Source organism: Paenibacillus guangzhouensis, assembly GCF_009363075.1.
In the GTDB taxonomy this organism is placed as follows: Bacteria; Bacillota; Bacilli; order Paenibacillales; family Paenibacillaceae; genus Paenibacillus_K; species Paenibacillus_K guangzhouensis.
Genome location: NZ_CP045293.1, coordinates 4,151,923 through 4,178,839, shown reverse-complemented (window position 1 = coordinate 4,178,839; position 26,917 = coordinate 4,151,923). Strand labels below are relative to the sequence as shown.

General features: G+C 48.5%; 28 protein-coding genes. 18 read left to right on the top strand and 10 right to left on the bottom strand.

What is annotated here, in order from left to right; all coding sequences use genetic code 11:
* Nucleotides 1-31: 31 nt before the first annotated feature.
* The 9 genes from cobT to GCU39_RS18765 all read left to right on the top strand — a co-directional run bounded on the left by cobT (nt 32) and on the right by GCU39_RS18765 (nt 8,276).
* Nucleotides 32-1,099: a nicotinate-nucleotide--dimethylbenzimidazole phosphoribosyltransferase gene (gene cobT, locus GCU39_RS18805; RefSeq protein WP_193726991.1), complete on the top strand. Its 1,068-nt coding sequence runs from the start codon at nt 32-34 to the stop codon at nt 1,097-1,099.
* A 43-nt stretch (nt 1,100-1,142) separates the two neighbouring features.
* Nucleotides 1,143-1,691: a bifunctional adenosylcobinamide kinase/adenosylcobinamide-phosphate guanylyltransferase gene (gene cobU / locus GCU39_RS18800; protein WP_152394923.1), complete on the top strand. Its 549-nt coding sequence runs from the start codon at nt 1,143-1,145 to the stop codon at nt 1,689-1,691.
* On the top strand, nt 1,688-2,482 hold the full coding sequence (gene cobS, locus GCU39_RS18795; protein WP_152394922.1) for an adenosylcobinamide-GDP ribazoletransferase: 795 nt from the start codon (nt 1,688-1,690) through the stop codon (nt 2,480-2,482). Before cobU ends, cobS begins: the two co-directional genes overlap by 4 nt.
* Before the next feature lie 16 nt (nt 2,483-2,498).
* Nucleotides 2,499-4,082 carry a cobyric acid synthase gene (locus GCU39_RS18790; RefSeq protein WP_152394921.1) on the top strand — a complete coding sequence of 528 codons (1,584 nt, stop codon included), beginning with the start codon at nt 2,499-2,501 and terminating at the stop codon, nt 4,080-4,082.
* A gap of 35 nt (nt 4,083-4,117) precedes the next feature.
* Entirely contained in the window at nt 4,118-4,756 is a 639-nt protein-coding gene (locus GCU39_RS18785) for a phosphatase PAP2 family protein (RefSeq protein ID WP_227793264.1), read from the top strand.
* Between the two features lie 122 nt (nt 4,757-4,878).
* Entirely contained in the window at nt 4,879-5,601 is a 723-nt protein-coding gene (locus tag GCU39_RS18780) for a CAP domain-containing protein (RefSeq protein ID WP_227793263.1), read from the top strand.
* Between the two features lie 201 nt (nt 5,602-5,802).
* Complete coding sequence (locus tag GCU39_RS18775; RefSeq protein WP_152394919.1) at nt 5,803-6,585, top strand: CAP domain-containing protein; 783 nt, start codon at nt 5,803-5,805, stop codon at nt 6,583-6,585.
* Nucleotides 6,586-6,686: 101 nt separating this feature from the next.
* The gene (locus GCU39_RS18770) at nt 6,687-7,502 is read left to right on the top strand and encodes an MBL fold metallo-hydrolase (protein ID WP_152394918.1); all 816 of its coding nucleotides are present in this window, start codon (nt 6,687-6,689) and stop codon (nt 7,500-7,502) included.
* 51 nt (nt 7,503-7,553) lie between these two features.
* A complete protein-coding gene (locus tag GCU39_RS18765; RefSeq protein ID WP_152394917.1) occupies nt 7,554-8,276 on the top strand; it encodes a hypothetical protein in 723 nt (240 codons plus the stop codon).
* A gap of 70 nt (nt 8,277-8,346) precedes the next feature.
* Here GCU39_RS18765 and GCU39_RS18760 read toward each other — a convergent pair whose 3' ends face one another.
* The 4 genes from GCU39_RS18760 to pdxK form a co-directional block, all read right to left on the bottom strand.
* Entirely contained in the window at nt 8,347-9,108 is a 762-nt protein-coding gene (locus GCU39_RS18760) for a DODA-type extradiol aromatic ring-opening family dioxygenase (RefSeq protein WP_152394916.1), read from the bottom strand.
* Between the two features lie 153 nt (nt 9,109-9,261).
* Complete coding sequence (locus tag GCU39_RS18755; protein ID WP_152394915.1) at nt 9,262-10,494, bottom strand: aminopeptidase; 1,233 nt, start codon at nt 10,492-10,494, stop codon at nt 9,262-9,264.
* A gap of 147 nt (nt 10,495-10,641) precedes the next feature.
* Nucleotides 10,642-10,896 (bottom strand): DUF3949 domain-containing protein, encoded by a 255-nt coding sequence (locus tag GCU39_RS18750; protein ID WP_152394914.1) that lies wholly within the window; start codon nt 10,894-10,896, stop codon nt 10,642-10,644.
* A 100-nt stretch (nt 10,897-10,996) separates the two neighbouring features.
* Nucleotides 10,997-11,818: a pyridoxine/pyridoxal/pyridoxamine kinase gene (gene pdxK / locus GCU39_RS18745; RefSeq protein ID WP_193726989.1), complete on the bottom strand. Its 822-nt coding sequence runs from the start codon at nt 11,816-11,818 to the stop codon at nt 10,997-10,999.
* A gap of 405 nt (nt 11,819-12,223) precedes the next feature.
* Between pdxK and GCU39_RS18740 the strand changes: the two genes are divergently transcribed.
* Together GCU39_RS18740 and GCU39_RS18735 are read left to right on the top strand one after the other, a co-directional pair.
* A complete protein-coding gene (locus GCU39_RS18740) occupies nt 12,224-13,072 on the top strand; it encodes a sugar phosphate isomerase/epimerase family protein (protein WP_152394913.1) in 849 nt (282 codons plus the stop codon).
* Between the two features lie 120 nt (nt 13,073-13,192).
* On the top strand, nt 13,193-13,831 hold the full coding sequence (locus GCU39_RS18735; RefSeq protein WP_227793262.1) for a TetR/AcrR family transcriptional regulator: 639 nt from the start codon (nt 13,193-13,195) through the stop codon (nt 13,829-13,831).
* A gap of 74 nt (nt 13,832-13,905) precedes the next feature.
* Here the strand turns inward: GCU39_RS18735 and GCU39_RS18730 are convergent, their stop codons facing one another.
* A complete protein-coding gene (locus GCU39_RS18730) occupies nt 13,906-14,652 on the bottom strand; it encodes an SDR family NAD(P)-dependent oxidoreductase (protein WP_152394911.1) in 747 nt (248 codons plus the stop codon).
* A 226-nt stretch (nt 14,653-14,878) separates the two neighbouring features.
* Here GCU39_RS18730 and GCU39_RS18725 point away from each other — a divergent pair, with 226 nt between their 5' ends.
* From GCU39_RS18725 to GCU39_RS18715, 3 genes are all read left to right on the top strand, one after another.
* Nucleotides 14,879-15,562: a futalosine hydrolase gene (locus GCU39_RS18725; protein ID WP_152394910.1), complete on the top strand. Its 684-nt coding sequence runs from the start codon at nt 14,879-14,881 to the stop codon at nt 15,560-15,562.
* Nucleotides 15,563-16,393 (top strand): 1,4-dihydroxy-6-naphtoate synthase, encoded by an 831-nt coding sequence (locus GCU39_RS18720; protein WP_152394909.1) that lies wholly within the window; start codon nt 15,563-15,565, stop codon nt 16,391-16,393.
* Nucleotides 16,394-16,570: 177 nt separating this feature from the next.
* Nucleotides 16,571-17,092 carry an NAD(P)H-dependent oxidoreductase gene (locus tag GCU39_RS18715; protein WP_152394908.1) on the top strand — a complete coding sequence of 174 codons (522 nt, stop codon included), beginning with the start codon at nt 16,571-16,573 and terminating at the stop codon, nt 17,090-17,092.
* Between the two features lie 134 nt (nt 17,093-17,226).
* Here the strand turns inward: GCU39_RS18715 and GCU39_RS18710 are convergent, their stop codons facing one another.
* Nucleotides 17,227-18,270: a S66 family peptidase gene (locus GCU39_RS18710; RefSeq protein ID WP_152394907.1), complete on the bottom strand. Its 1,044-nt coding sequence runs from the start codon at nt 18,268-18,270 to the stop codon at nt 17,227-17,229.
* Between the two features lie 5 nt (nt 18,271-18,275).
* Entirely contained in the window at nt 18,276-19,274 is a 999-nt protein-coding gene (locus tag GCU39_RS18705; RefSeq protein ID WP_152394906.1) for a phosphotransferase enzyme family protein, read from the bottom strand.
* A gap of 288 nt (nt 19,275-19,562) precedes the next feature.
* Between GCU39_RS18705 and GCU39_RS18700 the strand changes: the two genes are divergently transcribed.
* The gene (locus GCU39_RS18700) at nt 19,563-20,468 is read left to right on the top strand and encodes a DUF2167 domain-containing protein (RefSeq protein ID WP_407671563.1); all 906 of its coding nucleotides are present in this window, start codon (nt 19,563-19,565) and stop codon (nt 20,466-20,468) included.
* 56 nt (nt 20,469-20,524) lie between these two features.
* Here GCU39_RS18700 and GCU39_RS18695 read toward each other — a convergent pair whose 3' ends face one another.
* The 3 genes from GCU39_RS18695 to GCU39_RS18685 form a co-directional block, all read right to left on the bottom strand.
* Entirely contained in the window at nt 20,525-21,283 is a 759-nt protein-coding gene (locus GCU39_RS18695; RefSeq protein ID WP_152394905.1) for a YheC/YheD family protein, read from the bottom strand.
* Between the two features lie 26 nt (nt 21,284-21,309).
* Complete coding sequence (locus GCU39_RS18690) at nt 21,310-22,449, bottom strand: glycosyltransferase family 4 protein (RefSeq protein ID WP_227793261.1); 1,140 nt, start codon at nt 22,447-22,449, stop codon at nt 21,310-21,312.
* A gap of 203 nt (nt 22,450-22,652) precedes the next feature.
* Complete coding sequence (locus GCU39_RS18685; protein ID WP_152394904.1) at nt 22,653-22,928, bottom strand: hypothetical protein; 276 nt, start codon at nt 22,926-22,928, stop codon at nt 22,653-22,655.
* Nucleotides 22,929-23,134: 206 nt separating this feature from the next.
* Between GCU39_RS18685 and GCU39_RS18680 the strand changes: the two genes are divergently transcribed.
* From GCU39_RS18680 to GCU39_RS18670, 3 genes are all read left to right on the top strand, one after another.
* Complete coding sequence (locus GCU39_RS18680) at nt 23,135-24,631, top strand: sensor histidine kinase (RefSeq protein ID WP_152394903.1); 1,497 nt, start codon at nt 23,135-23,137, stop codon at nt 24,629-24,631.
* Nucleotides 24,609-25,301, top strand: coding sequence for a response regulator transcription factor (locus GCU39_RS18675; RefSeq protein WP_152394902.1), 693 nt, complete (start codon nt 24,609-24,611; stop codon nt 25,299-25,301). The genes GCU39_RS18680 and GCU39_RS18675 overlap by 23 nt, the downstream gene beginning before the upstream one ends.
* Nucleotides 25,302-25,438: 137 nt before the next feature.
* The gene (locus tag GCU39_RS18670; protein WP_152394901.1) at nt 25,439-26,911 is read left to right on the top strand and encodes an S-layer homology domain-containing protein; all 1,473 of its coding nucleotides are present in this window, start codon (nt 25,439-25,441) and stop codon (nt 26,909-26,911) included.
* Nucleotides 26,912-26,917: the final 6 nt, after the last annotated feature.

Below are 26,917 nucleotides of genomic sequence, written 5' to 3'. Positions count from 1 at the left end.
GTGAAAACATACACAGATTGGAGCTATCATGATGAAAGAACGATTGGAACAACTCATTGCCCATATTGAACCGTTAGATGGACAGTTGGTGGAGGATGCGTTGCAGCATCTGGATCAATTGACGAAGCCGCCAGGCAGCCTAGGCAAACTGGAACAGATTGCAGCACAGGTTGCCGGCATTACAGGTGAACTGCATCCTGCATTTGCGAAGAAAGCCGTCATTGTCATGGCAGGCGATCATGGGGTGTGCGAAGAGGGCATTAGTGCATTCCCTGCCGAAGTGACGCCGCAGATGGTCTACAACTTCTTAAACGGCGGTGCCGCTGTGAACGTATTGGCGCGTCATGCTGGGGCAGACGTCATATGCGTCGATATCGGCGTGAATGCTGATTTGGCGCACCCGCAGCTCGTCTCCCGCAAAGTTCGCAAAGGCACAGCCAATATGGCTAAAGGTCCGGCCATGACCCAAGATGAAGCGATTCAAGCGATCCTCACAGGGGCTGAGATCGTGGAGGCATATGTGGCGAAGGGGTATAGCATCTTTGCGACAGGCGAGATGGGGATTGGGAATACGACGGCGAGCGCTGCCATTCTTAGCGTGCTGACGGGCATGTCTTCTGAAGAGACGGTTGGCCGCGGAACCGGCATCGATGATGAACGGATGTTACATAAGCAAGCCGTTGTACGTCAAGCCATTCAAGTGAATCGTCCGAATGCGAAGGACGCGCTGGATGTTCTGGCGAAGGTCGGTGGACTAGAAATCGCAGGATTGGTCGGCGTGATCCTGGGTGCAGCAAGACATCAATGCCCGGTAGTGATCGATGGGTTCATCTCTTCGGCAGCAGCGCTTATCGCGAGCCGGATCGAACCGTTAGCAAGCGGCTATATGATTGGATCGCATTTATCTCAAGAACAAGGGCACGAGAGCTTGCTCGAGGAAATCGGATTAACGCCAGTGCTTCAATTGGACATGCGGCTTGGCGAAGGAACAGGCGCTGTATTGGCCTTTACGCTAATCGATGCGGCGACCAAAATTATGCGTGAAATGGCGACGTTTGCCAGTGCCGGCATAAGCTCGGGCGAAGACGCGGCGGAATAAACATTTCATATAGGATAGTAGAAGAGAAGGGGGCAAGATAGGCATGCCGATTCTGGTTACGGGCGGTGCGCGAAGCGGGAAGAGTTCCTTCGCTGAGAGGCTCTGCGCTATGTATGGTGATCGCGGAATCTATATCGCGACGGCGCAGCTGTATGATGATGAGATGCGTGAGCGGGTTGCCATGCATCGCGCAGAGCGGGATCAAGCAGCTTTTGAATGGAAGACGATGGAGGAGCCGTACGAGTTGATCGCATTGCTGAGTGACCTCGAAGGGTCGAAGATGATTCTCGTGGATTGCTTGACCCTGTGGCTCTCGAATATTCTGCTGCGCTGTGAGGCAGATCCAAATGCGAACGAGCTTGTGAAGCAGCAGATTGACCAGCTCGTGGAGCTGGTTCGTCATTATGCAGGCACGTTAATCTTCGTGACGAACGAGGTAGGCAGCGGCATTGTGCCGGAATATCCGCTTGGCCGGCAGTATCGTGATCTCGCCGGCTATATGAACCGGAAGCTCGCGGAGGTCTGTGAGCAAGTATATCTGGTGACAGCGGGCATCCCGATTGAACTCAAGAGCAGGGCGGCTCAGCTATGAAGCGAGCACTGCAAGCGTGTGTAGCGGCATTTCAATTCTTATCCCGGCTGCCGCTTCCGATTCCTATTACCTATACCAAAGAGGTGTTCGCACGCAGCGTCGTGTTCTATCCGCTCGTTGGCGCCGTCCTTGGCGGGCTGATCTTAGGCTTCGGCTATGGCGGTTCGCTGCTCTTCCCTCTTGTTCTTACGGCCGTCCTGACCTTGATCTGGACGGTTTCTTTGACTGGGGCGCTGCATCTCGACGGGCTTATGGATACGGCTGACGGGATTCTAAGTCATCGGCCAAGGGAGCAAATGCTTGAGATTATGAAGGACAGCCGCGTAGGTGCGATGGGGGTCATCGTCTGTATTCTTGCCATGCTGCTGAAAGGTGCTATTTTCTATAGCTTATTAGAGGAGAGTTGGTCCTGGATCATCGTCCTGCCCTTTATATGGAGTCGATGGTTCATGGTGATAGCGATAACCGCTTTCCCCTATGCACAGAAGGATTCAGGGCTAGGCAGTTATTTTAAAGGCGTCGGGGCGAAGCATATCACAGGAGCTACATTCATGGCTGTTGTGATCTCAGTCTTGATCTGGCTCTTGGCTTCTGTAACAGGCGGCGCAGGGACGATCGTGCTATCCGATGGGCTCTCGATTCTGTGGATGGGGATCGGGGCGCTATTGCTTGGCATGCTCATGGCGAGGTCGATGGCAAAGAAGCTTGGAGGACTAACCGGCGATACCTATGGTGCGTTGAACGAATGTCTGGAAATTCTGTTGTTACTAATATGTACGTTAATCGTATAGAAGGGAGGCGAACCTGATGGCTAGTGTTCGACCCAAAGCAAGAACCATTATGCTGCAGGGGACGGCATCTGATGTAGGCAAGAGCATTGTGACGACCGCATTATGCCGGATATTGAAGCAAGATGGCTGGAAGGTGACCCCGTATAAATCGCAGAACATGGCGCTGAATTCGTACGTGACGATGGATGGCAAAGAAATCGGGCGAGCGCAAGGCGTACAAGCGGAAGCGTGTGAGATTCCGGCGACGACCGATATGAACCCGATCCTCATCAAGCCGATGAAGGAGATGAACGCGCAGATCGTTGTTCATGGCAAACCTTATACGCAATTAAGTGCTCGTGATTATCGGTCGGAGTTTCTTCCTTTTGCCAAAACGACGGTGGTCGACGCGCTTGAACGGTTACGGGCAGAATACGAAGTCGTTGTCATTGAAGGCGCAGGCAGTCCGGCTGAGATTAATCTGAAGCAAAATGATATCGTGAACATGAATCTGGCCGCATGGGCGGAAGCGCCTGTCTTGCTCGTGGCGGATATCGATCGCGGCGGTGTCTTTGCTTCGCTGGTAGGCACATTGGAGCTCTTAGAGCCGCATGAGCGTGATCGCGTCAAAGGCTTCATCATTAACAAATTCCGCGGCGACCTCAGCTTATTGCAGCCGGGTCTGGACTGGCTGGAAGAGCGGACAGGCATTCCCGTGGTTGGTGTGCTGCCTTACCTGACAAATATCGATATTGAGCAGGAGGATTCAGTCGTACTGGATGCATATAAAGGGAAGGCACTCGGGGACAATGAAGCATATGAACTCGATCTTGCCGTGATCCGATATCCTCGAATCTCGAACTTTACCGATATTGACGCATTAGTTGCAGAGCAAGATGTGCGCGTCCGGTATGTGCAATCGCTCGCTGAGCTTGGAACGCCGGATGGCATCATTTTACCGGGAACGAAAAATACGCTGGAGGATTTGCGATTCTTGCGCGAATCTGGCCTTGCTGACGCCATTCTGACCTTCATTCAGGATGATGGAGCGGATGGTGAAGCATGCTGTACGATCGTCGGTATTTGCGGCGGTTATCAGATGCTAGGGCAGCAGCTTCTTGATCCGCATGGTGTGGAGGGAGAAGCGGGTTCCGACGCTGCTGGGCTAGGACTGCTTCCATTACAGACGACCTTCTATGCCGAGAAGAAGACAGAGCGGGTTCAAGGCGTTATCGATTGTTCACATCCGCAGTGGAGCCGTGGCAACGGCACGCCGATTACCGGCTATGAGATCCACATGGGGCAGACAATAAGAATGGATGGCAAGCAGGAGGACGTCTATCCACTATTCCAGATGACGGACGGCGAAGAAGGCTTAACTTCGGTGAACGGTCAAGTATGGGGCACATATTTGCATGGTATCTTCCATAATGATATTTTTCGTCGGCAGTGGCTTAATCAGATGCGCATACGCAAAGGATTGCAACCGATTGAGGAGATCATCCCTATTGCAGATCGACAGCAAATGGCTTTTGATCGATTGGCCGAGGAAACGCGAAAAGCGATGAATATCGCATTAATCTATGAGATTGCTGGCCTATCCGAGCGGGCGGCCAAGTAATCCCTCGACGAGAAAGGAATTAGAGTATGCAAGCAATGAAAGTACGAAAGACGCCATTGTATCTCACACTCTTGGGACTAATTGCAGCGATTTTCGTGGCGTATTTCGTAACGACGGAGCGTATCTCCGCATTCGATGAGGCGATTATTCATGCAGTACAAGGGCAGGAGTCGCCTTTTTGGACGGCATTTGCGAAGTTCTGTGCCTTGATCGGGTCGTCGATACCAGTCATTGTCATTTCAATCATTACCATGTTATTCCTCTATTTTGGTCTCAAGCATCGCGAAGAATTGATTCTTTTTGTTATCGTCGTGGGCGGATCGGCATTACTTAATGTCGTGCTAAAAGGATTATTCACCCGCGAACGCCCGACTATTCATCGTATCTTAGAGGAAACGGGCTATAGTTTTCCTTCGGGTCATGCAATGGCTGCCTTTTCGTTATATGGGGTCATTGTATTCCTGCTCTGGAAGCATATTCGGCCGAGATGGGGACGTACAATTCTGTTAATTATTGGTGCTCTGATCATTGCGATGATCGGGATTAGCCGTGTCTATGCAGGTGTCCATTATCCAAGCGATGTGCTTGCTGGCTACCTTGTATCAGGCAGTTGGCTTGCGTTCTGGATCTATTGGTACCAGTGGTATCGGGAAAGACGAGCTACTGGAAAATAATGATATTTCCAATTTTTTGGTAGTGTTCGGCTCTGATCACGTATGTTACACTTCCTTCAGTGAATGAGGGCTTGTCATTCACACGACAAAAATGCAATGCAAACAAGGAGGATTTATAACATATGAAGAAGAAGATGATGAGTCGTTTCTCCAAGACGGTTATGGTCACTGCGGTGGCATGTGCGTGGATGTTACCTACAGCAGCTTCTGCTGCGCCGGTATCAGGTAATTGGAATGATTTTGTGAATCAGTTCTTAAAAAATATGCCGAAGGAAGTTCAAACTGTCGGCGGAGGGGCGTGTCCGACATTCCCTGGAAACGTGCAATTCCCAATGTTCCCTCAGCAACCATCGGTGAATCCGTCCGTTCCAACAGTACCGACGAAGCCAGTACAACCAAGCAAGCCAACACAACCAACGCAACCAACGAAGCCAACCCAGCCGACAAACGACAATAAGCCAACGCAAGGGGATACAAGCTTTGCTGCACAAGTCGTAGATCTTGTAAACCAAGAGCGTGCGAAAGCTGGCTTGCAGCCTCTATCGACAGATAGCAGACTAGCTGCAATGGCGTTAGATAAAGCAAAAGATATGTACACGAATAACTATTTTGATCACCAATCGCCGACGTACGGTTCTCCATTCGACATGATGAAGCAATATAACATTGCTTTCGGTTATGCTGGCGAGAACATTGCGAAAGGTCAGACAACGCCACAGCAAGTCATGAATGACTGGATGAACAGTTCAGGTCACCGTGCGAATATTTTGAATGCGAACTTCACACACATTGGTGTAGCATACTACCAAGGTGAATGGGTGCAAGAATTTATCAGCAAAGCATAATTGCCTAAATGATACGAACAAAGGCAGTTCCCGTCCATGGGAGCTGCCTTTTTATTTCTATGATGTAGCTGTAAATAAACTATAAATAACCATATTTTAGGCAATGATTCTATCGAATTACATATGTTACACTCCTAATAGTGAATGAGAGAATTAACCATTCGCTAAAAGTACGATCAACAAGGAGGATATAACTAACTTATGAAGAAAGTGATGACTCGTTTCTCCAAGGCAGCTATGATCACTGCGGTGGCCGTTGCAGCGATGGTGCCGACAGCAGCGTCTGCAGCCTCAGCTCCGACGATGAATGATGTGATTCTATCGGAACTGAATAAGAATCTACCACAGCAGTACTCGAAGGTCGTAACGGTTCCAACAATCAAGACAACAACAGAAAAAATAACAGTAACTGTGAAAGATCCAAAGAAAATTACGATTATCGTAAAAGTACCTTCAAATCCAACCGCAACAAAACCAGTGACCAAACCAGTAACGAAACCGACAAAACCTACAACACAAGTTCCGCAAGTGACAGTCCCGGTTCAGCCGAAGCCGACGCAACCGACGAAACCAACGCCACCTACGAACAATGTAACGCCGACAGAATCAGAGGCAAGCTTTGCTGCACAAGTCGTGAATCTCGTGAATCAAGAACGTGCCAAACAAGGGCTTGCTGCTCTATCCGTGGATACCCCGCTTGCAGGGATGGCAATGGATAAAGCTGTCGATATGTATACGAACAATTATTTTTCACATCAATCGCCCACCTACGGTTCTCCATTCGATATGATGAGACAATATAACATTAAATATGGTTATGCCGGTGAGAACGTTGCTAAAGGCCAACGCTCCCCGCAAGAGGTTATGAATTCGTGGATGAACAGCCAGGGCCATAGGGCGAACATTTTGAATAAGAACTTTACCCACATCGGTGTAGCGTATCATCAAGGAATATGGGTGCAAGAATTTATCAGCAAAGCATAATTGCACAAATCGTACAAACAAAGGCAGTTCCCGTCCATGGGAGCTGCCTATTTTTTTGTTATAATAGGAAGTAACAAGGCCATTCGAGAGGGGCGAACGAAATGATAGTGTATCAAAACAGTCGCATTACCGTATTTCAGAGTGCTTTATATCATACCACGTCCTCCGTTGTTACTTTGGATGAATGTACAATTGTTGTGGACCCAACATGGTTGCCGCACGAGGTTCGTGAAATTCGCGAATATGTTGATCAAGTAGGTAGGGGCTGGCCCGTCTATCTGCTCTTTACACATAGTGATTGGGATCATATTTTAGGATACGGTGCGTTTCCAGAGGCGAAAGTCATTGCGAGCGAGAAGCTGCATCATCATCCGAATCCGGATGAAATTGTGGAGCAAATCAGGTTTTTTGACGATAAGTTCTATTTAACGAGGGATTATGATCTGAAGTATCCTGTCGCGGATATCATGATTACTGAGAATGGACAGCAAGTGCAGCTCGGCCAGACGTTATTGACGTTCTACTTGGCGCCCGGACATACGGACGATGGCATCATAACGGTGATTGAACCGGAGGGCATTATGCTGGCCGGAGATTACGTCTCAGATCTGGAGTTCCCTTATATTTATTCCAGCAGTACGGATTACGAAGCGACGATGCAGATGCTGTATCATGTGTTGGAGAAACATGAGATGAAGGTGTTGGTTCCAGGTCATGGGAATATCACGACAGATGCGATTGAAATGAAGTCACGTGTGGATCAGTCTGTCTCTTATATTCAGACGCTGCGCAATTACATGACTGAGGAGAATCAGGAGGCCATCGACGCTATGATGGAGGGGGTGCCTTTCCCGCGGAACATGAAGAACTACCATACAAGCAATCAAGCGCAAATTCGTAAAGAATTAGGGCGATAGGGAGCAACCTCTAACCACCTTCACACGTCAGAGTGGCAAGGGGGAATGAGGATGAAGCGTATTTACATTGCTCTGCTATGGCTCGCCATGGTTACGATAACCGCTTGCAATGCGATAGGAAACCCAATCAAGGGAAATGCCATCATCGATTGGGTTGATTTCGTGAAAATCAATCATAAGACATACAACGGGCTATATGATGCCGTCCTTGCCGATCCTGGCGTTGTGCTGCGTGAACGCGTCGTTGGTAAGGTTGCCTTTAGAGTCGGTGATGTGGTGACCAATCCAGAGTATCGAACTAAGGATGGAGACGCTGCTTTCCTCGAGATCGGGACCGAATTATACGAGGTTGAAGGTTATAAGGATCAATCACTCATTGCAGCGAAGGATGAACATGCGATCCATGGATACCGGTTGTATCAAGTGGAGGGCTCCAGCGCATGGACCATGAAGTTCAAAGACCTGGTCATGGAGCGCGTGGAGCGAATCGAAATCTATAAGGACAATGGTTCGAATCAGCTGCTTCATAAGGTCCAGGATGGGCCGGACATTCAGAAGTTCATCGACATCCTGGAGGCAGGAAGCAAAACTCCGACCTATGAGCCTAAGACAGCGCAGAGTGACCCGACGTATTACGAAGTGGTCTTTTATATAGAGAATCAAGTGGCAGCTTATAAACTATGGCTTGCCTATGACGGCAATCATTATTATTTCAGCTCTGGGGATACGCATGCGGTCTCCTCTGAGATCGGACAATTAATCCCTAAGTCGTGAATAAGATAAATAAGAAGAAGACCATCAACCGAAATGGTGATGGTCTTCTTGCATATACGAAAGCGTATTATTAGAACGCCATACTCAAGTAACTAAGTGTACCCAGGTCATAACTCCGATGTATCACTTGCGGTTGCGACGATCCGCTGCCCATCGCAATGAAGAACGGAACGAAATGTTCTGCGCGAGGTACGGCTTGACGAGCATACGGCGCAAGCTGATCATAAGCGAATAAGGACGGCAAATCGTTCTGCGCGACTTTATCTAATAACCAATCGTCAAATGCGACGGCCCATGGCTCAGGCTTCGTCTGTCCCCAGTCCAGCATGCGCAGATTGTGTACTGTAACCCCGCTGCCGATCACGAGGATATCTTCATCACCGAGACCTTGCAGCGTCTTCCCGATCTTGTATTGCGATTCAGGTGCAAGATAAGGGTGTACCGAGATTTGAACGACTGGTATGTCTGCGGCAGGGTACATCCGATGCAGCAGTGTCCAAGATCCATGATCCAACCCGCGTGTCGCATCAGCGCGTGTCTCAATGCCTGCTTGTTGGAATCGCTCCGCGAGTTGACCTGCGAGCTGGGACGAGCCTTTTGCAGGATAGACGATTTCGTATAACGCATCTGGAAAGCCGCCAAAATCGTAGATCGTCTCATACGAATGATCATGCGTCGAAATCGTGAGCACTTCACTTTCCCAGTGGGCGGTGAAAATAACAATGGCCTTTGGTTTCAATTGTTGTCCGAGTTGTTCAAGGAATGTTGCATATGGCGTATCTTCAATCGCGAGCATCGGTGACCCGTGAGCTAGAAATAATGATGGCATCATAAGGAGGACCTCCTAAATTTTAATTTCATAATTAGTAACTTACTTTATATTAGTTAGTATATTTTTATTACGTGCTAAAGTCAAGTGTTTTGTGATATGGAAAAAGACTGCATCCCTTAGGTAGGGGATGCAGTCTTTGTGATGATCTATAATTTAGATTGCCCAGTTGCCGCCACGGAATACCGGAACGACTGTACCGTCTTGCTGAATGCCATCGATGTCCATGTTCGCAGATCCGATCATGAAGTCAACATGCGTAATACTTGCATTGACGCCACTTGCATCGAGTTCTTCTCTCGACATCGTTTTGCCGCCTTCCACGTTGAATGCATAACCGCTGCCGATCGCAAGGTGGTTGGATGCATTTTCGTCGAACAATGTGTTGAAGAATAAGATGTTGGATTGCGAGATAGGTGACTCGTGCGGAACGAGTGCAACCTCACCCAAGTAATGCGAGCCTTCATCAGTATCGACGAGCTGTTGCAGAATCGCTTGACCTTGCTCTGCTTCAACCTTCACAATACGTCCTTCTTCGAAGGTTAACTTGAAATTATCGATAATATTGCCGCCGTAGCTGAGAGGTTTCGTGCTGGATACATAGCCGTTCACGCCGTTTCTGTAAGGCACCGTGAAGACTTCTTCTGTCGGCATGTTCGCCATGAAGGCAACGTTGCTCTCGCTTGTGCTGCCTGCGCCCACCCATAGATGCTTCTCGGGCAACTCAATCGTTAAATCTGTACCTGGCGCCGTGTAGTGAAGCTTGTGGAAATGGAATCCGTTCAATACTTCAACTTTCTTATGTAGGTTCGCGTTGTGCTCTTCCCATGCTAGAACCGGATCTGGTGTGTTCAGACGAACGGATTCGAAGATCGCGTTCCATAACAGCACTTGTGCCTCATCTGGTGTGACATCCGGGAAGATCTTCGCAGCCCAGTTCTTCGTAGCCGCTGCGACAACTGTCCAGCTTACTTTATCCGATTGGACATATTGACGGTACTTCTCCAGCGCTTGGCCGGATGCTTTTTGGAAGCTGCCGATCCGCTGTGGATCAATGCCTTTGAGCAAATCCGGGTTCGGGGATACGATCGCGATGAATGCCGCTCTTGCATCTAGGAATGTATTGCGCTTTGCAACTTCCCACTCCGGGAACTTCGTGAAGTGATCATCGGAGGCGTTCTCGTATTTCAACCGGGAGAGTGTCTCATCCACCCAATCCACATGAACATTGCTCGCGCCGGCTTCATAGGCTTTCTTCGCCACCAGACGAACGAGATCCGTCATTTCGGTCGAACCTGTAATAAAGACTTGTTGGTCTTTCTGGACGTTAACGCCCACTTTGACAATAAGTTCAGCATATTGCGCTAATTGCTCTTCGAATGTTGCCATGAGATCAATCTCCTTTTAATTTCACGCAGAAATCTGCTTGGGATATGCTCTTATTGTATCAAACTTTCTCAATTTCTACATCGTTCTAGACACAAAGAAAAAATCCCGACATGCGATGTCGAGATTTTGAAATAAGCGATCCGTAGATCATTTGCGATGACGCCATTGATAGATCAGGTTGGCTGCGATGGAAGACGGGATGTTGAAGAGGTTGCCCTGTACGCCGAAATGGGCTTGCTCCATGGAAAAAGACATTTTCTCATACATCTCGCTCTGCGATAAACCTGATTTCTCTTGTTGTTGCTTCAGTTCACGGATATATACATATTGGATCGGAATCATGATAACGAAATAAGCGAGGGCAATGCCGACGAGAATCAGGGTTATCACGGTAGATGACATGATAGAGCCTCCTTTGGATTGGACATCTTATTAAGATGATACGAAGAAAATGCCCACGGGATTCATAAATCATCATGCCTCTGCCTGTGATCAGTCTGTATTATTTCGCTTGGTTCGATAGACGATACCCGGCATGGTTCGTCGGTCCAACGTATTGATTCAATGCGAACGAATGACGGATCGCTTCCGTAATGAATGCCTTCGCCGTATGAATCGCTTCACGCACTTCGCGCCCTTTGGCTAGCTCAGCCGTAATCGCGGCGGAATATGTGCAGCCCGCGCCATGTGTGAAGGAGGTGCTGAATTTCTCGGATGCAAGCAGCTCGAAGTTCTTGCCGTCATAGAGCACGTCCACAGCGGATTGTTCGCTTGCAAGCTTGCCACCGCCTTTGACGAGAACATAAGCCGCGCCTTGCTCGTGAATTTTCGCCGCAGCTTCTTTCATCTCATCGACCGTCTTAATCGGCGCCATACCGCTAAGTTGGGAAGCTTCGAATAAGTTCGGTGTTACGACAAGCGCCTTTGGTACGAGAATATCGCGTAAGGCTTCGTTCGTCTCCGGATGCAGCGCTTCATCTGCGCCTTTACAGACCATAACCGGGTCAATCACGAAGTTGCGAACGTTATACTGATCGATCTTGCGTGCGACAAGCTCAATGATCTCCGTCGATCCGAGCATACCGACCTTGGCTGCATCGACACCAATGCCAGCGAGCACCGTCTCGATTTGTTTCTCAATGGTTGATAATTCGATCGGGAATACGTCATGGAACCATCCGTTATGCGGGTCTTGTGCGACGAGGACGGTGATGGCTGTCATGCCGAATACGCCGCGTTCCTGGAATGTTTTGAGATCGGCCTGAAGGCCTGCGCCGCCGCTTGTATCGGAACCGGCAATCGTTAGTGCTTTGTGCATCATAATTCTTTATCCCCTTTGCTTCTATATCCCATTAGAGGTTGTTCAAAAAGTCATCATTTGATCACGAAGTCATTCGAGAAGTATATTCGACATCGAATCTTGCGTTCACCCTCGAAGTCCGGTACTCATTTAGGTTTTGCCTAAACTCTGTTCCTCCTTCTTCGGGTTCACGCAACCTTCTCGGTGCTGAAATGCCGACTTTTTGAACACGCACCATAAGTATAAAGTCTTGGTCCCCGAAAGTTAAGTTATAATTTAATATTTGCGAATTAGGACCGTTCCATGCCAGAAGGCAAAAAGATGAAGATAAGTCCCATTTTTAGCTAAGAAAGGGGATGCGTGGCATCCGCCCATCAAATACAATGATGATGTAAGGGTTTACAACTCAATTCTCGTAGGAGGGGTACCATGCATCACATGCCAATCGGACTACAATTATTCTCTGTTCGCGAAGCGATGGCACTAGATTTCTTGGGCACATTACGTCAAGTGGCGGATATCGGGTATACCAATGTGGAGTTTGCTTTCCATAACACGTCAACGGATGGCAGCTTCGAGGTAGGTTATACGGCGCACGAGCTGAAGGCGAATATGGATCAAATGGGGCTTAAGGTTGTCACGAGTCATGTCTCGTATCATCCAAATTTGGATTGGGACCAAGTGATTCGTTATAATGCAGAACTAGGCAGCGGCGGTGTTGTCATGCCAGCTTATTTCTTCAAGGATAAGGACGATGCGCTGCGGCTCGCGGAATGGCTGAATGCCTCTGGGAAGAAGTGCAGGGCAGAAGGCATGGACTTTTATTATCATAATCATTTTCATGAATTCCAGGCATTCGATGGTCAGACGATCATGGATATTCTACTCGAGAATACCGATCCAGCACATGTCCTTGTAGAATTCGATACCTATTGGGCACTTCGAGCAGGCGTGGATCCGATTGCGTATATGGACCGGCTCGGAACTCGCCTAGGGTTATTGCATCAGAAGGATTTGAGCGCTGCAGCTTCCCCTGTCAATTTATTCGAGCTTGAGCAAGTCTCAGGTGTTCTTACGCCAGAAGTCGTCTTCAGTACCGTAAAGCCGGCAGATTTCGTTGAAGTGGGGACAGGTGTGATGGATATTCTCGGGATCGTGAAGAAAGCCGAAGAGCTGAGCTCCGTCAAATATATCATTCTGGAGCAGGATGTCACGACGAAGTCCGAGCTTGAGAGTGTGCGTGAAAGCTATCAGAATATGATGAAATTATTGAAGTAATCCAGCCGGGTCCCGATCAAAAACCTTCTTTCCATCTGGGAGAGAAGGTTTTTTGGATTGTTCAATCGATGATTTCCCGTCTATACTAAGATCATTAAGATGATAAAGGATATGGATATTGTGGAGAAACAATCTAGGCAAGACCCGCGTGTGATACGGACGAAGCGATTGCTCCGCGACGCACTTATTGCGCTCATGGAAGAGAGGGAATTCGATCATATTACCGTTCAGGATATTTCGGATCGTGCGACGGTGAAGCGGGCAACGTTCTATTTGCATTACAAGGATAAGTATGATCTGCTGGAGAATTGCATTGATGCGGTGCTGGAAGAGTTCCAGCGTGAAGTGAGTATTCGTCAAGAGGATGAGGCTTTTGATTACGCCTTAGGTAAACCGCACCCAAATTTTATTCAAATGTTCCATCAGATTGCGATACATTTTCATTTCTATCGTGCGCTGCTTGTGACGAATCGAATTCCCTATTTTGCGCAAGGATTAATGGCCGTCATTCACGAATTCGTCTCCAGCGGAATTAATCGCACGGAACCAGATGACAGCAATCTGACAGCGCGGCGCGAAATTATTATTAAATACGTAGAGTCTGCGTTTCTCGAAGTCATCATCTGGTGGATTGAGCAGAATATGCCGTATTCCGAAGAAGAAATGGCTTCACAGCTGATGGATCTATCCATTCAGGGGCCGTATATTCGCAATCCGGTTATGAAGCTGAAGAAGGAGCAGGAAGCTGCAGACCTATGAAGCAAGAACACGAACAACAGCCCCTCATCGACATGGATGAGGGGCTTGTCTTATTGCACTCGATAAGCATGAACTTAGATCGCTGTCCAACCGCCGTCAATCACAAGCTCTGCGCCTGTCATGAAGCGGGATTCGTCGGATGCTAAGAAGAGAACGCCATATGCGACGTCTTCCGGGTTGCCGAAGTAAGGAAGCTGCGTGAATGTGCGATAGAACGGTTCAGCCGTCTTGAATGACTCTTCTGTCATTGGCGTCACGATGATGCCTGGATGCACGGAGTTCACACGGATTTTATCCTTACCATATTCCACGGCAGCGGATTTCGATAAGGTGCGAAGAGCGCCTTTCGCTGCGGTGTAAGGGCTTGTACCGGCCATACCGACGATACCGCCAATGGAGGAGATATTAATGAGCGAACCGCCGCCGGCTTTTTTCATCTCAGGAATGACGTATTTCATACCGATGACGCAGCCGTTAAGGTTAATGTCCATGATCCGGTTCCATTCGTTCATTTCCATGTATTCGATCGTCTTCGGTGAAGCGACACCTGCGTTGTTGACGAGAATATCGATCTTACCGTAGTGGTTGATCGTTTCTTGAATCACATATTTCCATTCTTCTTCAGATGTTACGTTATGTTTCAATCCGATAGCTTCGCCACCGTTTGCTTTGATGTTCGCAATAAGCTCTTGCAGATGTGTCTCTTGGATATCTGTCGCAACAACCTTAGCGCCTTCTTGTGCGAAGAGCATCGCTTCCGATGCGCCCATTCCTGTTGCTGCTCCGGTAATAATAGCTACTTTACCTGTTAAACGTCCCATGAAGATCAACCTTCTTATCTATTAGAATGTATGATTTGCCTGCAAGCGATATCATTGGATCGGGTCCCTACTTGTATTATACATCTTTGTGATCTTTTTGTGAAGTATTTTACACAATGTCAATTAAAAAAGTCACAATATGCGATCGTTTTCAAATTGAAGCAAAGCATGATACCCTAGTTATATAAGGTTTAAGAGAGCAAATGGGTACAGAGGAGGATGGGAAATGTTAACTCAAGGAAATGAGGGAGAAGCGGCACAGGCTCAAAAATTGCGCGTTCTGATCATGACCTCCGTTGAAGCCGAGAGGCAGGCGGTGCTGCGCGGACTCCAAGATCAGGATCGGTTCGATGTATGTGTCGCAGGCGTAGGTTCCGTAATTGCTGCCATTAACACGACGAAGGCAATTCACACCGGAGATTACGATTTGGTCGTGAATGCCGGAATCGCAGGAGGGTTCATCGGCCGGGCGGAGATTGGCTCCGTGGTCGTGTCGGAGGGGATCATCGCTGCGGACTTAGGCGCAGAATCTGGGGAAGGATTCATCTCGGTGGACGAGCTGGGGTTCGGTTCATCCCAGATTGCCGTGGATGCAATACTCTCAGATCGGGTTACGGAAGCACTACGTGCAGCCGAATTACCCGTGCAATCTGGTCTGATTCTGACGTTATCAACCGTTACGGGAACGCAGGAGACAGCTGACTCGCTAGCATCGCGGTTCCCGACAGCTGTGGCAGAGGCGATGGAAGGGTACGGCGTAGCCGCGGCGGCGGCCTCGTATGGTCTTCCCGTGCTCGAGCTGCGTTCAATCTCGAACAACATCGGTCCGCGCAATCGTGAAGCATGGCGGATACCAGATGCGCTAACAGCTTTAACTGCAGCTTTTGCGCGATTAGAGGAGGTTCTTTAAATGGAAATCGCATTTTCACCTTGTCCCAATGACACATTCGTCTTCCATGCTTGGGTGCATGGATTGATTCCAGGCGCACCCGAACTGGATGTCATGTATGCGGATATTGATATTACGAATTATTTGGCAGCGCGGCGCGAAGGGCCGGATGTGCTCAAAATCTCGTATGCGGCATTGCCTTGGCTTCTCGAAGATTACGCTCTATTGCCATGTGGCGGCGCGCTTGGCCGAGGCTGCGGGCCGCTAGTCCTGATGAAGGACGGCGGAGCTGACCCTGCATCGCTGTCCGGTAAGCGAATTGCTGTTCCGAGTGATCGGTCAACGGCGTATCTCTTGTTCCGGCTATGGGCAGCAGACCATGTGGCAGGCGGGCTCGGGGAGATCGTCGTTATGCCGTTCGATCAGATTATGCCGGCCGTGCGAGACGGTCAGATGGATGCGGGCCTTGTCATTCATGAAGCAAGGTTTACGTATCAGAATTATGGTTTGTCATTGATGGCGGATCTTGGGCACTGGTGGGAGACCGATACAGGGTTACCGATCCCGCTCGGTGCGATTATCGCACGTAGAACGATGGATCTCGAAGCGCTGGCAGGTTGGATTAAGGCTTCAGTCGAATACGCGTGGGCACATCCTGAGATATCCCAGGCGTATATTCTCCAGCATGCGCAAGAATTGTCACCTGAGGTGGCGGCGGCACATATTGACCTCTATGTGAACGAGTTCACGGCGAACTTAGGGGAAGACGGATATGCAGCGATTTCAGCATTGCTAACCCGTGCTGCGGATGAAGGCCTTGTCCCTCGTATAGACCCGGCGTTATTGCGTTAATATGAATACGAATAAAACGGGCGGGCGTTGATCTGACTCCGTTTATCTGTATAAGTTCGCGATGGGAACACGATAAATAGCGTGTAATTTTTGGAAGGCACATAACATCAGGAAGATCACGGGAACCTATTCTTGATCAGGTTCATGTGTGAGACAGCGAGAGGAGAGAATAAGGTTATGAAAATTTTAGTGAATATTGCGCACCCCCATATTGAACAATCCCGGGTGAACGCAACGTGGTTAAGAGCGCTTGAGAGAGAACATCATGTCTCGATTAATGAATTGTACAAGGAATATCCCGACGAGAAAATTGACGTTGAACGCGAACAGGAGCTATGTCTTGCTCACGATCGAATCGTCTTGCAGTTCCCATTCTATTGGTACAGCTCTCCGCCGCTGCTGAAGAAGTGGCAGGATGAAGTTCTTACTTATGGTTGGGCTTACGGAGCGGAAGGTACGAAGCTGCACGGCAAAGAGCTCATGTTGGCGGTGTCGACCGGGAGTGAAGCAGGCAAATACCAAGCCGGCGGCGGGAATCACTTCTCGATGAGCGAGCTGCTGAAGCCGTTCGTTGCGACGAGCAATCTGATCGGGACGGTGTATAAGCCGGCATTCATTTACCATGGCGCATTAAGCGCGACAGATGAAGCGGTCGAAGCTAGCGCTAGGGATTATGTGGCATATATTAGTCGGCCGTAGCTTGAGATAGATGAAGCGATTCATCGAGCGAAGGTTTGTGACAGCCACGTGCGAAGGCCTCACGTTGAACTTGATGATGTTTACACATCAGGGGATTCAACCGTGAGGCCTTCTTTGCTTCGGTGAGCAGTTATTTATTCAAATGTCATGACGACTTGGCCTTGTCCGTCTTGATAGGTTACCGTAGCGAGCGCCCCGTTGATGAGCGTCAGCTGCGGTGGCATATGACCAATATCTACGTCATATAGGACAGGAATGTTGAGATCACCCAGTGCGGCCGTGAGCGCATCGGTCAACTCGAAGTCTTGCGTTGGTGAATAACCAGCAGGTCTGCCGATGAGGATGCCTGCGGCATGCTCGAACCAACCGCATTGCTTCATCTGCCAGAGATGGCGGTAGATGTCGGCTGCATTCATCTCGCAGCTCTCCAGATACCAGATGACGCCGGTTTGACTGCAGTAGTCTTGAATGAATGTCTGCACCGGGGCGTAGGGTGTCCCGATTAGAATTGATATCGTATCCATACAACCACCGATCAGGCGTCCCGCAAAGGAAATCTTCTCATCCGCAGCTGCCATCTTGTTTTCGCCGAGAAATTTCCACGTAGATAATGTATCAAGGTGAAAGCCAGGTATTTCATGGTTCCATGCCGATTGATAATGGGTGGAGGAGACTTGCTCAACCGTATGCGAGTTCCCGAGCACATCGAGCCAACGCGTGGTAACGGGATCTAGCGGATCAGAGGAGCTGACGTCTACATAATTGGGTCCATGTGCTGTTGCTACACCCGTACGTAACGTATAAGCGAATAAGAACGTGCTGATATCGGAGTAGCCGAACACCCACTTCGGTGGGGCTTCCTTCAATTGTTCCCAATCAAGCAGAGGGAGGATATCCATTAGAAATTCACCGCCCCATGGTGGGATGATCGCTTGAATGTTCGGATCTAATAGATACTGCATCAGCTCGCGAGCTCGCGTTTCATGCGGCGCGCTGACGCATTTGTTCTGGGTCCAGATCGTCTCACCTTCCACTACGTTGAATCCGAGCCGTTCCATATGCTTGCGGGATCGATGCAAGAGGGGGTGAAGCTCTGCTGGGACGCCGCTCGAAGGCGCGGTGACCGCGATGGTATCGCCTTGTGCAAACGGTTTGGGAAAGACAATTTTCTTTTTCATCGATTTCACTCCTTCATATGCTTACTAGACCAGAGCCGTCTTCTGCTTTCATTACTTGCTATTAATTTCGTCCTTAGTCCCTCATACCAAGCGGGTGCTTCTGAAGGCGCGATGTCACTATGTTCGAGTGATCGGAGAACTCTTATGTAACCATAGAGTCGCGAGTATCTAAGGAAGTAGGGGAATTGCATGACAAGATCATAGTTCAATATGCGAACGGAACGATATCCTTTTAGGAAAAGTTCTATTTTTGCCTGAGATGCCTGTGTATCCTGTTCCATGAAATCCATAAGTGCAGACACAATATCCATCACGAACCAATGATAGTGGGCATCATCGAAGTCGAATACATGAAATTGTTCGCTTGCAGCATCCCAACAGATATTGTCTATCTGAAAATCATAATGAATGAGTCCATAATCATTTGCTGTGCAAGGAAGTGTCTGCATCCATTCTGTTAGTTGTTCTAGCTCCGTAATCGCCTCGATTTCATCAGGATATTTCTGAAGCGTCTCCTCAATCGAATGAAGGATATCCGACCAGTCATGGCGTTTCTCCCCGGATGGATTGAATGCAGAAGCATGTGTATGGAGTTCGCCTAGTGACCGTCCCCATTCAAAAAAATGATCGTTCGATAGGACTTCTTCTTGCAGCGGAACGCCGTCAGCCTTTGCGAAAACAACACCATAGTATTCATATCCGTTAACATGTATGGTTTGGATGAGTTGTCCATTTTTAGAGCGTATGGGCTCCACACAGGGATATCCTTGACTACGCAGATACTGCATAAATTCAAGCTCGGCCTCAATTTGGGCTGCCGTATGATCCTGTTCATCCGAAAATCTTAGAAAAAATGGTTGATGATCTTGCTGAAAGGTATAGACAAAATTAGAGCTAGCCCGCCAGAAGGCAAGCGTACCAGCATCGTATTGCCAATATGCTATGAGCTGTCGTGCAATGTGATCTGAATCAAGTCCGATGACCATGTTGCGTAAATTCATCATTGAAATAATCTTCCTCTCGTACCATGGAGAGGGGGCGGATCGTTTATGGATGAGACGCAGCCAATCCTCTCTCCGGTATGTAATGTGGGTATCCATTCTTCAGCACACAACAACACTCCCTTCTTGAAGTTACGGTATGGAAAGGCGAACCGCCTTGTTCACTATCATACCATAATCTACCACTTTAGACCTATCCGACTTGCGTCATCTAGTCACATGGTCCAATTGACGCATAAATTTGAACTAGACTATAATACATTGGTACTTTTTTCTAAAAAAGGAGAGAATATGATGGAGTCAACAAGGAGATCAATACCTTACCTGATCCTAGCATTTGTCGTGGTATTGGGAACGGTATTCGGATCAACTACAGCAGGAGCTGAAGAAGCAGGAGACACGTATAATTGGATTCAAGGGGGCAAGGCGGTCGATCTAGGCACTAGTCTGGCATCGCTCAATTTGGACAAGGAGATGGTATTCCTTGGCGCAGAAGATACACAGAAGATGCAACAGAAATATAATGGCTACGCAACGAAAAAAGAAATTGGATCCGTCTTCCCGATGGATGAGAATGCGGGCTGGGCGGTAATCTTCGAATATGATGAACCAGGGCATATCGTTGATGATGAGAAAGAAGACATCGATGCTGATGGGATTCTTAAGAGTTATAAAGAAGGAACGGAAGAGAACAACAAGACACTGGAAGACAGCAAGAAGTTGTATGTAGATGGATGGGACGTCGCTCCATTCTATGATGATAAGGCGCATCACTTGACGTGGTCGCTGCTAGGGCATGATTCCAATAACGAGAAATTCATTAATTATAACGTCCGTCTGTTGTCCAAGGAAGGATATGTATCCGCGATTCTCATCTCGGATCCAGCGAATCTGGCGCATGATAAGAAAGAGCTGGAAGACAAAATTCTGCCGAACTTCAGCTTCAAACCCGGAGCAAAGTACGAGGATTTCGATGAAAGTGTCGACAAGACCGCTGAGTATGGGTTATCAGGATTGATTCTTGGCGCAGCGGGGATCGCAGTTGCGAAGAAAGTAGGACTCCTGGCTCTAGGACTCGTCTTCTTGAAGAAAGCTTGGTTCCTGGTGATCGCGATTCCTGTGGCGATATGGAATTTCATTCGACGCAAATCGGCGAAAAAAGCTGCCGAGGAAGCGCCTGTCACGGAGAGCCCGTAGGCAAGCTGATACATAAAGGGAGGCTCATGATGAGCCTCCCTTTTGCTTGGAACGTATTATTTTTTCTTTCTCTTCATTCTCGCTTCGTATGCCTTCGCGTAGGACATAATTTTTCGGAAAATGGCTTTGTTCGGATGCTTCTTGAAAATATATCGATCCGGTGAAGTATTCACCTCAAAAATCCAAGGTTTACGCTCCCCATCGAGTCCGATATCCACCCCGAGCTCACAGACACCGGCAAATTTGCGCTGCATCGCTTTGCCTGTACGGATGCCAATTTGGTTCAGTTCGACGGTCTTCTTCCGTAGATCCGCCTTGGATAAATAAGGACTTAACAGAGGCTCTAGCGGCTTCGGTGTTCCTCCACTATGATAGTTCGTCACAATCTTGTTCGGCGCGGCTACACGGCCGATAATCCCCGTCGCCTCCCATTGCTGATTCGGATTAATTTGCACCATCACACGCAGGTCAAAGGCATGCTTCTGATGCTTAAGCAGTTCAATGCCGGTCTGAATTAAATAGGATCGTTTTCCGATGGTCTTTTTCAGCGCAGCGTACATCAATGGAAAGGTTTTGAATTTGTATATTTTCTCTTTGGATTGGTACTGAAAATGCTTCCGATGTTTCTCAATGCGGATGACGCCGTGGCCGAATGAGCCGATCTCCGGTTTGACATAGAGCATCGCATGCTTTTTCAGCATCGTATCCAAATTTTTTTCATTGAACCTTACTGTCGTTGGAATGATTGTACGTAATTGATTGTCTTTTAACAGGGCGAGTGTTTTCTTCCATTTACTTGAGACATAACGTGACATCGGAGCTCCTTTCTCTAACGTGCAAGTTAGGCCTGATGTTTGTGGTACAGCTTGATTAAGCGGTCCGCAGTTCCTTGCCAGCTGAAGCGATGTTTGACATCTTTAAGGCCGGTACGCCGGATAGATTTGGTGAGTTTCTGTTGCGTTGCAAGACGCTGAATGGCCGTGGCAAACGCTGAAGGCTGATGGAATCGTTTGATGAGTATGCCGTTCTTCTCATGACGGATAATCTCGCGAATCCCGCCGATGTCAGATGCAACAACAGGGAGACCTGCCGCCATCGCTTCGATATTGACGAGCCCGAAGGCTTCGTGCTTCTGGGAAGGGCAGACGAAGCAGTCTCCCGCCCAATAGAATTGATGCATGCGTTTATGGGCATAGTACCCGGCCATTTTCATTGGCACGTTAAGCTGGGCAGCGAGCTTTTTCATTTTGGCGCCATAGCCCTTGCGTTGTGTATTCCCTGCGACAAGTAGTTGAACGTTCGGAACCGACTTCTTCGCTTGTTGTATCGCGCGAATAAGTACGGGTAAGCCTTTCCGTGGAATGATTCGACCGGCAAAGGTTACGACATAGGCACTGGACACCCCAAGCTTCGCACGGACAGCGTTTCGCTCCCTCACTGTCGGAGGTCTGAAGCGCTGGACATCTGTGCCGAGATATACGACTTTAAGTCTATTTTTGATTTTCGGATATCGGTGTTGGAGCTCTGACTTTAAGGATTGGCTATTCGCGATGATCACATCGGCATATTGCATACATTGTGCTGCTTGTTGGCGGGTAATCTGTGGCGAACTGACGAAGGTTAAGGAGTGAAGGAATAATGAGAGCGGGGTACTCGGGAACATTTTTTTGATTTTAGGCAAGGATCGGGGACGATTATCGACCTGAATCATATCAAAATGTCTGCCCTTAATTTTAGCGAGGACTGCTCTCAAATATGTGGCGGGTGAGCCAGAATCGACACGTTCAATGGTCAGGTTGCCGTCCTGGGTTTTATTGGGATACTTGGACGTTTTCTTACTGATGACAGTCACTTTATGCGATTTAGCCAGGCGGCGAGCGATAGCAAGAATGCAAATTTCTACGGAACCACCTTTGACTGGCGGGACAGGAATTTGTTCGGGAGCGATAATAAGAATCTTGATGGGTGCACCTCCTAGCATTAGGCTTTCCGCGCCTGTCGTACGCCCGCAGGGCGCTTTAACTAGAATATCATATGTACCTACGTAGAGGGCTGAGCGGGCTAGTGTCTAGTGGTGAGCAACATGGACTTCTGCGGATATGTAGGAATGCAAATACGGCAACTCTGCTCGATTAGGAAATCAAGTTTGAGCTGCCGTGGCTGTAGATTCGATCGGATGATTATTTACTGGGGCGGATTCGTGATGTTCGACGTATTCTTTCCGCTCGGAGGCGTAAGTTCCTTCAAGGCTTTGATCGTTGCGCGTTCTTTGATCGCATGACGAATTTTATACTCATCAATGGCTTGTACGCCGCTGTACAACACGACACCATAGCTGACAAGAGTCAGAATTACGAATAGTAGTCTTCGATGATTGCGTTCCAGCATGGCATGAAGGAGAAAGCCGAGGCTCGCACAGAATAATGCTAATCCGATGAAAAATATAATTGTCCACAACATTTAGTCTGATCTCTCCAGGTACGAAAGTCTTAGTAATAGGAAAATATACCCGTAGTCATTATAATCCGGCGAGCGCCTTAGTTCAACTATCTTCGACGCCTTCGGCATAGGGTTGTTCAACGAAGTTATTTTATTGTTCGAAATAGCAAAACGTTTATCGCATATGATAAGATGTGGACTAACTATGCACGTGAGAAGGTGAAATCATGTCGATCCGCATTAAATTATTGCTATCTTATACAGGCATGTTGGTCATAAGTCTGCTCGTGATCGTATTGACGGCTTCGCTCTTTACGATTGCTTCGACTGGGGACGTGCACAGCTTCCGTGATTTCTATAAAGTGCATTATCAGATTAATCCGTTAACGGAACAAGGGGAATCGATATTCCTCGATTTGAAATATTTGGCCAAAAATGATCCCGATGAGCTGAAAAACAAAGAACTGCTGAGAGATTACGATTTTAAGCTGAGGGCGGAGAAATCAGGACTCTATGTTCGCCACGAGAATGATCAAATCTATGAATCGTTAACGTTTAATCAACCTGAATTGAAGCAGGCGCTTCCGCCGTATGACCTGAACAACAATAAAATTCGCAGCACGTTCAATATTGGCGCGAGGTTCTATGCTTATGCGAAGTTCGATTTTACGTTCAAGGACGGGACAAAGGGCGGCGTATTCGTCATTCGGGAACGGAGTCCGTTCGCTGAGGTTGTCCGTAATCTTCTCCCGATCTTATCGATTATGCTCGTAGGTGTCTTAGTCATTGCCAATCTCCTTCTCTATCGTTGGTTGACACGAAGCGTGATCAAGCCGCTTCATCTGCTTCGCGACTCGGCGGAACGTATTAAAGAGGGCAATCTGCAGTTCGAATTAAAGCTTCATTCGAAGGACGAGATGGGGCAGCTTAGTGGAGCGTTCGAGAGTATGCGGCATCGACTGCAAGAATCGGTGCAACTGCAGCTGCAATATGAGGAGAACCGGAAAGAGCTAATCTCGAATATCTCGCATGACCTGCGCACGCCGATCACCAATATTAAAGGGTACATTGAAGGGATTCGCGACGGTGTTGCTGATACGCCAGAGAAGATGGAGAAGTACGTCAATATCATCTATGCGAAGGCTGTCGATATGGACAAGCTTGTCGATGAGTTATTTCTCTATTCGAAGCTGGACCTCAACCAAGTGCCTTTCACCTTCGAACCTGTCAATATTGTGCGCTTCCTGGACGATTGCATTGAGGAGCTGCGGTATGACCTGGAGGATCAGGGCATTGCAATGACGTGGAATCAGCACGAAGCGGGGGAAGTCATGGTTATTGCCGATCTTGAGAAATTAAAGCGGACGGTGCTGAATATCATCGGCAACTCGCTCAAATATATGGATAAGCCGCATAAGGAGATCCGAGTTTCGCTTATGGCAGCTGAAGACACGGTCACGGTCGAAATAACGGATAATGGCGTGGGCATTCCGCCCGATGCACTGCCGCATATTTTCGAACGATTTTATCGCGCGGAGCCTTCTCGTAATTCTGCAACGGGTGGAAGCGGCTTAGGACTTGCGATTGCGCGTCAGATTATCGAAGGTCACGGAGGTTCAATCTGGGCGTCAAGTCAGGAGAACGAAGGCACGAGCATATTTTTTACATTGAAACGGTTGAACGAAGGGGGCCAGGGAGAGCATGTCACGCATTCTAATCATTGAAGATGAGACGACGATTGCACAGCTGGAACGGGATTATTTTGAACTGAACGGGTTCGTGGTGGATTTGTGCCATACCGGGAACGAAGGCATGCAGCGCGCGCTGTTGGAAGACTACAGCCTGATCATTATCGATTTGCAGCTGCCAGGCATGGACGGATTCGAGTTATGCCGGCGCATTCGCGAAGCGAAGGAAGTCCCAATCTTGATCGTATCGGCGAAGAAAGAAGAGATTGATAAGATTCGCGCTTTCAATCTTGGTGCGGATGACTATATTACGAAGCCATTTAGTCCGAGTGAACTTGTCGCGAGGGCGAAAGCGCATCTGACACGCTATGAACGCCTGCTGGGCAAGCAGAAGCCGAGTGCGCAGGATGAGATCCATATTCGCGGGTTGTTCATCGACAGAGCCTCACGCAGAGTATTTGTCCGGAATAAGGAGGTCGCGATAACGAATAGGGAGTTCGATCTCTTGGTATTCCTCGCGAGCAACCCGAACCGTGTCTTCGGTAAAGAGGATCTGTTCGAGCGGATCTGGGGACTTGATTCAAGTGGAGATATTGCGACTGTCACCGTGCATATTCGCAAGCTAAGGGAGAAGCTGGAGGTTGACCCTTCGAACCCGCAGTATATCGAGACCGTATGGGGGGCAGGGTATCGTTTTACCGTGTAAATATGTGAGCATTGCACTGTTTCGAAAAAATTAATGGCCAGTTTATATATTATTAATAATTCGTTTCTTGGGCGTTAATCTCTATCCTCTATCATACAGGTATAGCTAATTACAAATGATATGAGGAGGCAATCATAATGAATACATTATCCAAAAAAATTGCAACGATGATGCTGGCAGCCGCTCTAGGTGCTACAGCGATTCCTTACGCGGTGCTAAATGCACAAGCCGCATTAACCGATCAAGATATTCAATCTGCAATCAATACATTAAGCAAAGCAGGCATTATGCAAGGGTATGCGGACCATTCGATGGGTCAGGAGAAGCTGATTACACGAGCAGAACTTGCGAAGATGGTCGTGAAAACCTTCAACCTCGAAGGTACAGCCGAGAACAAAGCAGTATTAACAGACGTGAAGCCGAATGCGTGGTATGCGGATGTCGCGAGTGAAATCGTAGGTCTAGGCATTATGGATGCCCAGAATGGACAATTTAATCCGAGCGGTAACGTGACGGATGCCGAGTTGGTCCAGGTCGTATCGAAGGCGCTGAAACGTGATGTGAAATCAGTAAACCACTGGATGAGCGCATTTTTCGCAGCGGACAGCAACGCAGCACGCGGAGAAGTTGCTTATCTGCTCTCAACAGCGCGTCAAGCGATTCCTTCAAATGATGCGAAGGTAACAAGCGTGCGTTCCTTGAACGCGATTACGTTGATCGTGACTTTCGATAAGCCGCTAACCGCTACGGATGAAGTGTTCGCAAAAGCCAAAGAAGATTTCACCTTCAACGATGGCCTGACGCTTACGAACATGCCGCGCTTGAAGACAGGATCGATCGCGACGTACATCGTTCCGACTTCCGTTCAGCAAGCAGGCACAACGTATAACATGTATTATAAAGGTCAACCGTCGGGCTCTTTTGTAGGCAATGCAACGAAATTGGATATGACAACCGCTAGTCAAGTGACGAACGATACGTTCGAGATCGAAGCGTTAAAAGCCAATGGCGTAGTGGATTATGGCTATATCATTTCGGCGTACAGCGGCGGCCGCGGGGCGAATGCGTTCGTACTGAACGATCAAGAGCAAGCGGACGGTAAGAAGTATCAGATTATCTCTTCGATGCAAGCAAGACAAGTGACGATTACGCCGGAAGGCGGTCAACCGATCATTGCGAAATACGTGCCGTTCACTCAATCGACAGACGGCAAACAAGAGCCGAAGTTCCGTCTTCCGGAGGGACAGGTCTTGACGCCGGGCGTGAAATACACGGTTACATCCGACTGGGCGAATATTGCAAATCCAACGTTCGTAGCGAAATCGTTCGAAGCTCTGCAAGTAACCGGAGCGGAAGCGACCAGCGAGACGTCGATTAACGTGACATTGGCGCAAGACCCGGGTGACGAGTTGTTCTCCGGCCGCAGCGTGACATTGACAGCATCGAATGGGGACAAGCTGACAGCGACGTACAAATATTCCAGCCGGAAAGGCGACGTAGGTGTGTTCGATCTTGCGCCGGATAGCAAACTAGCAGCAGGAACGACGTATACCGTAACACCTGTAGGTGCATGGGCTACGGCAACTGGCGTAACATTCACGACAAAATAAGCAGAC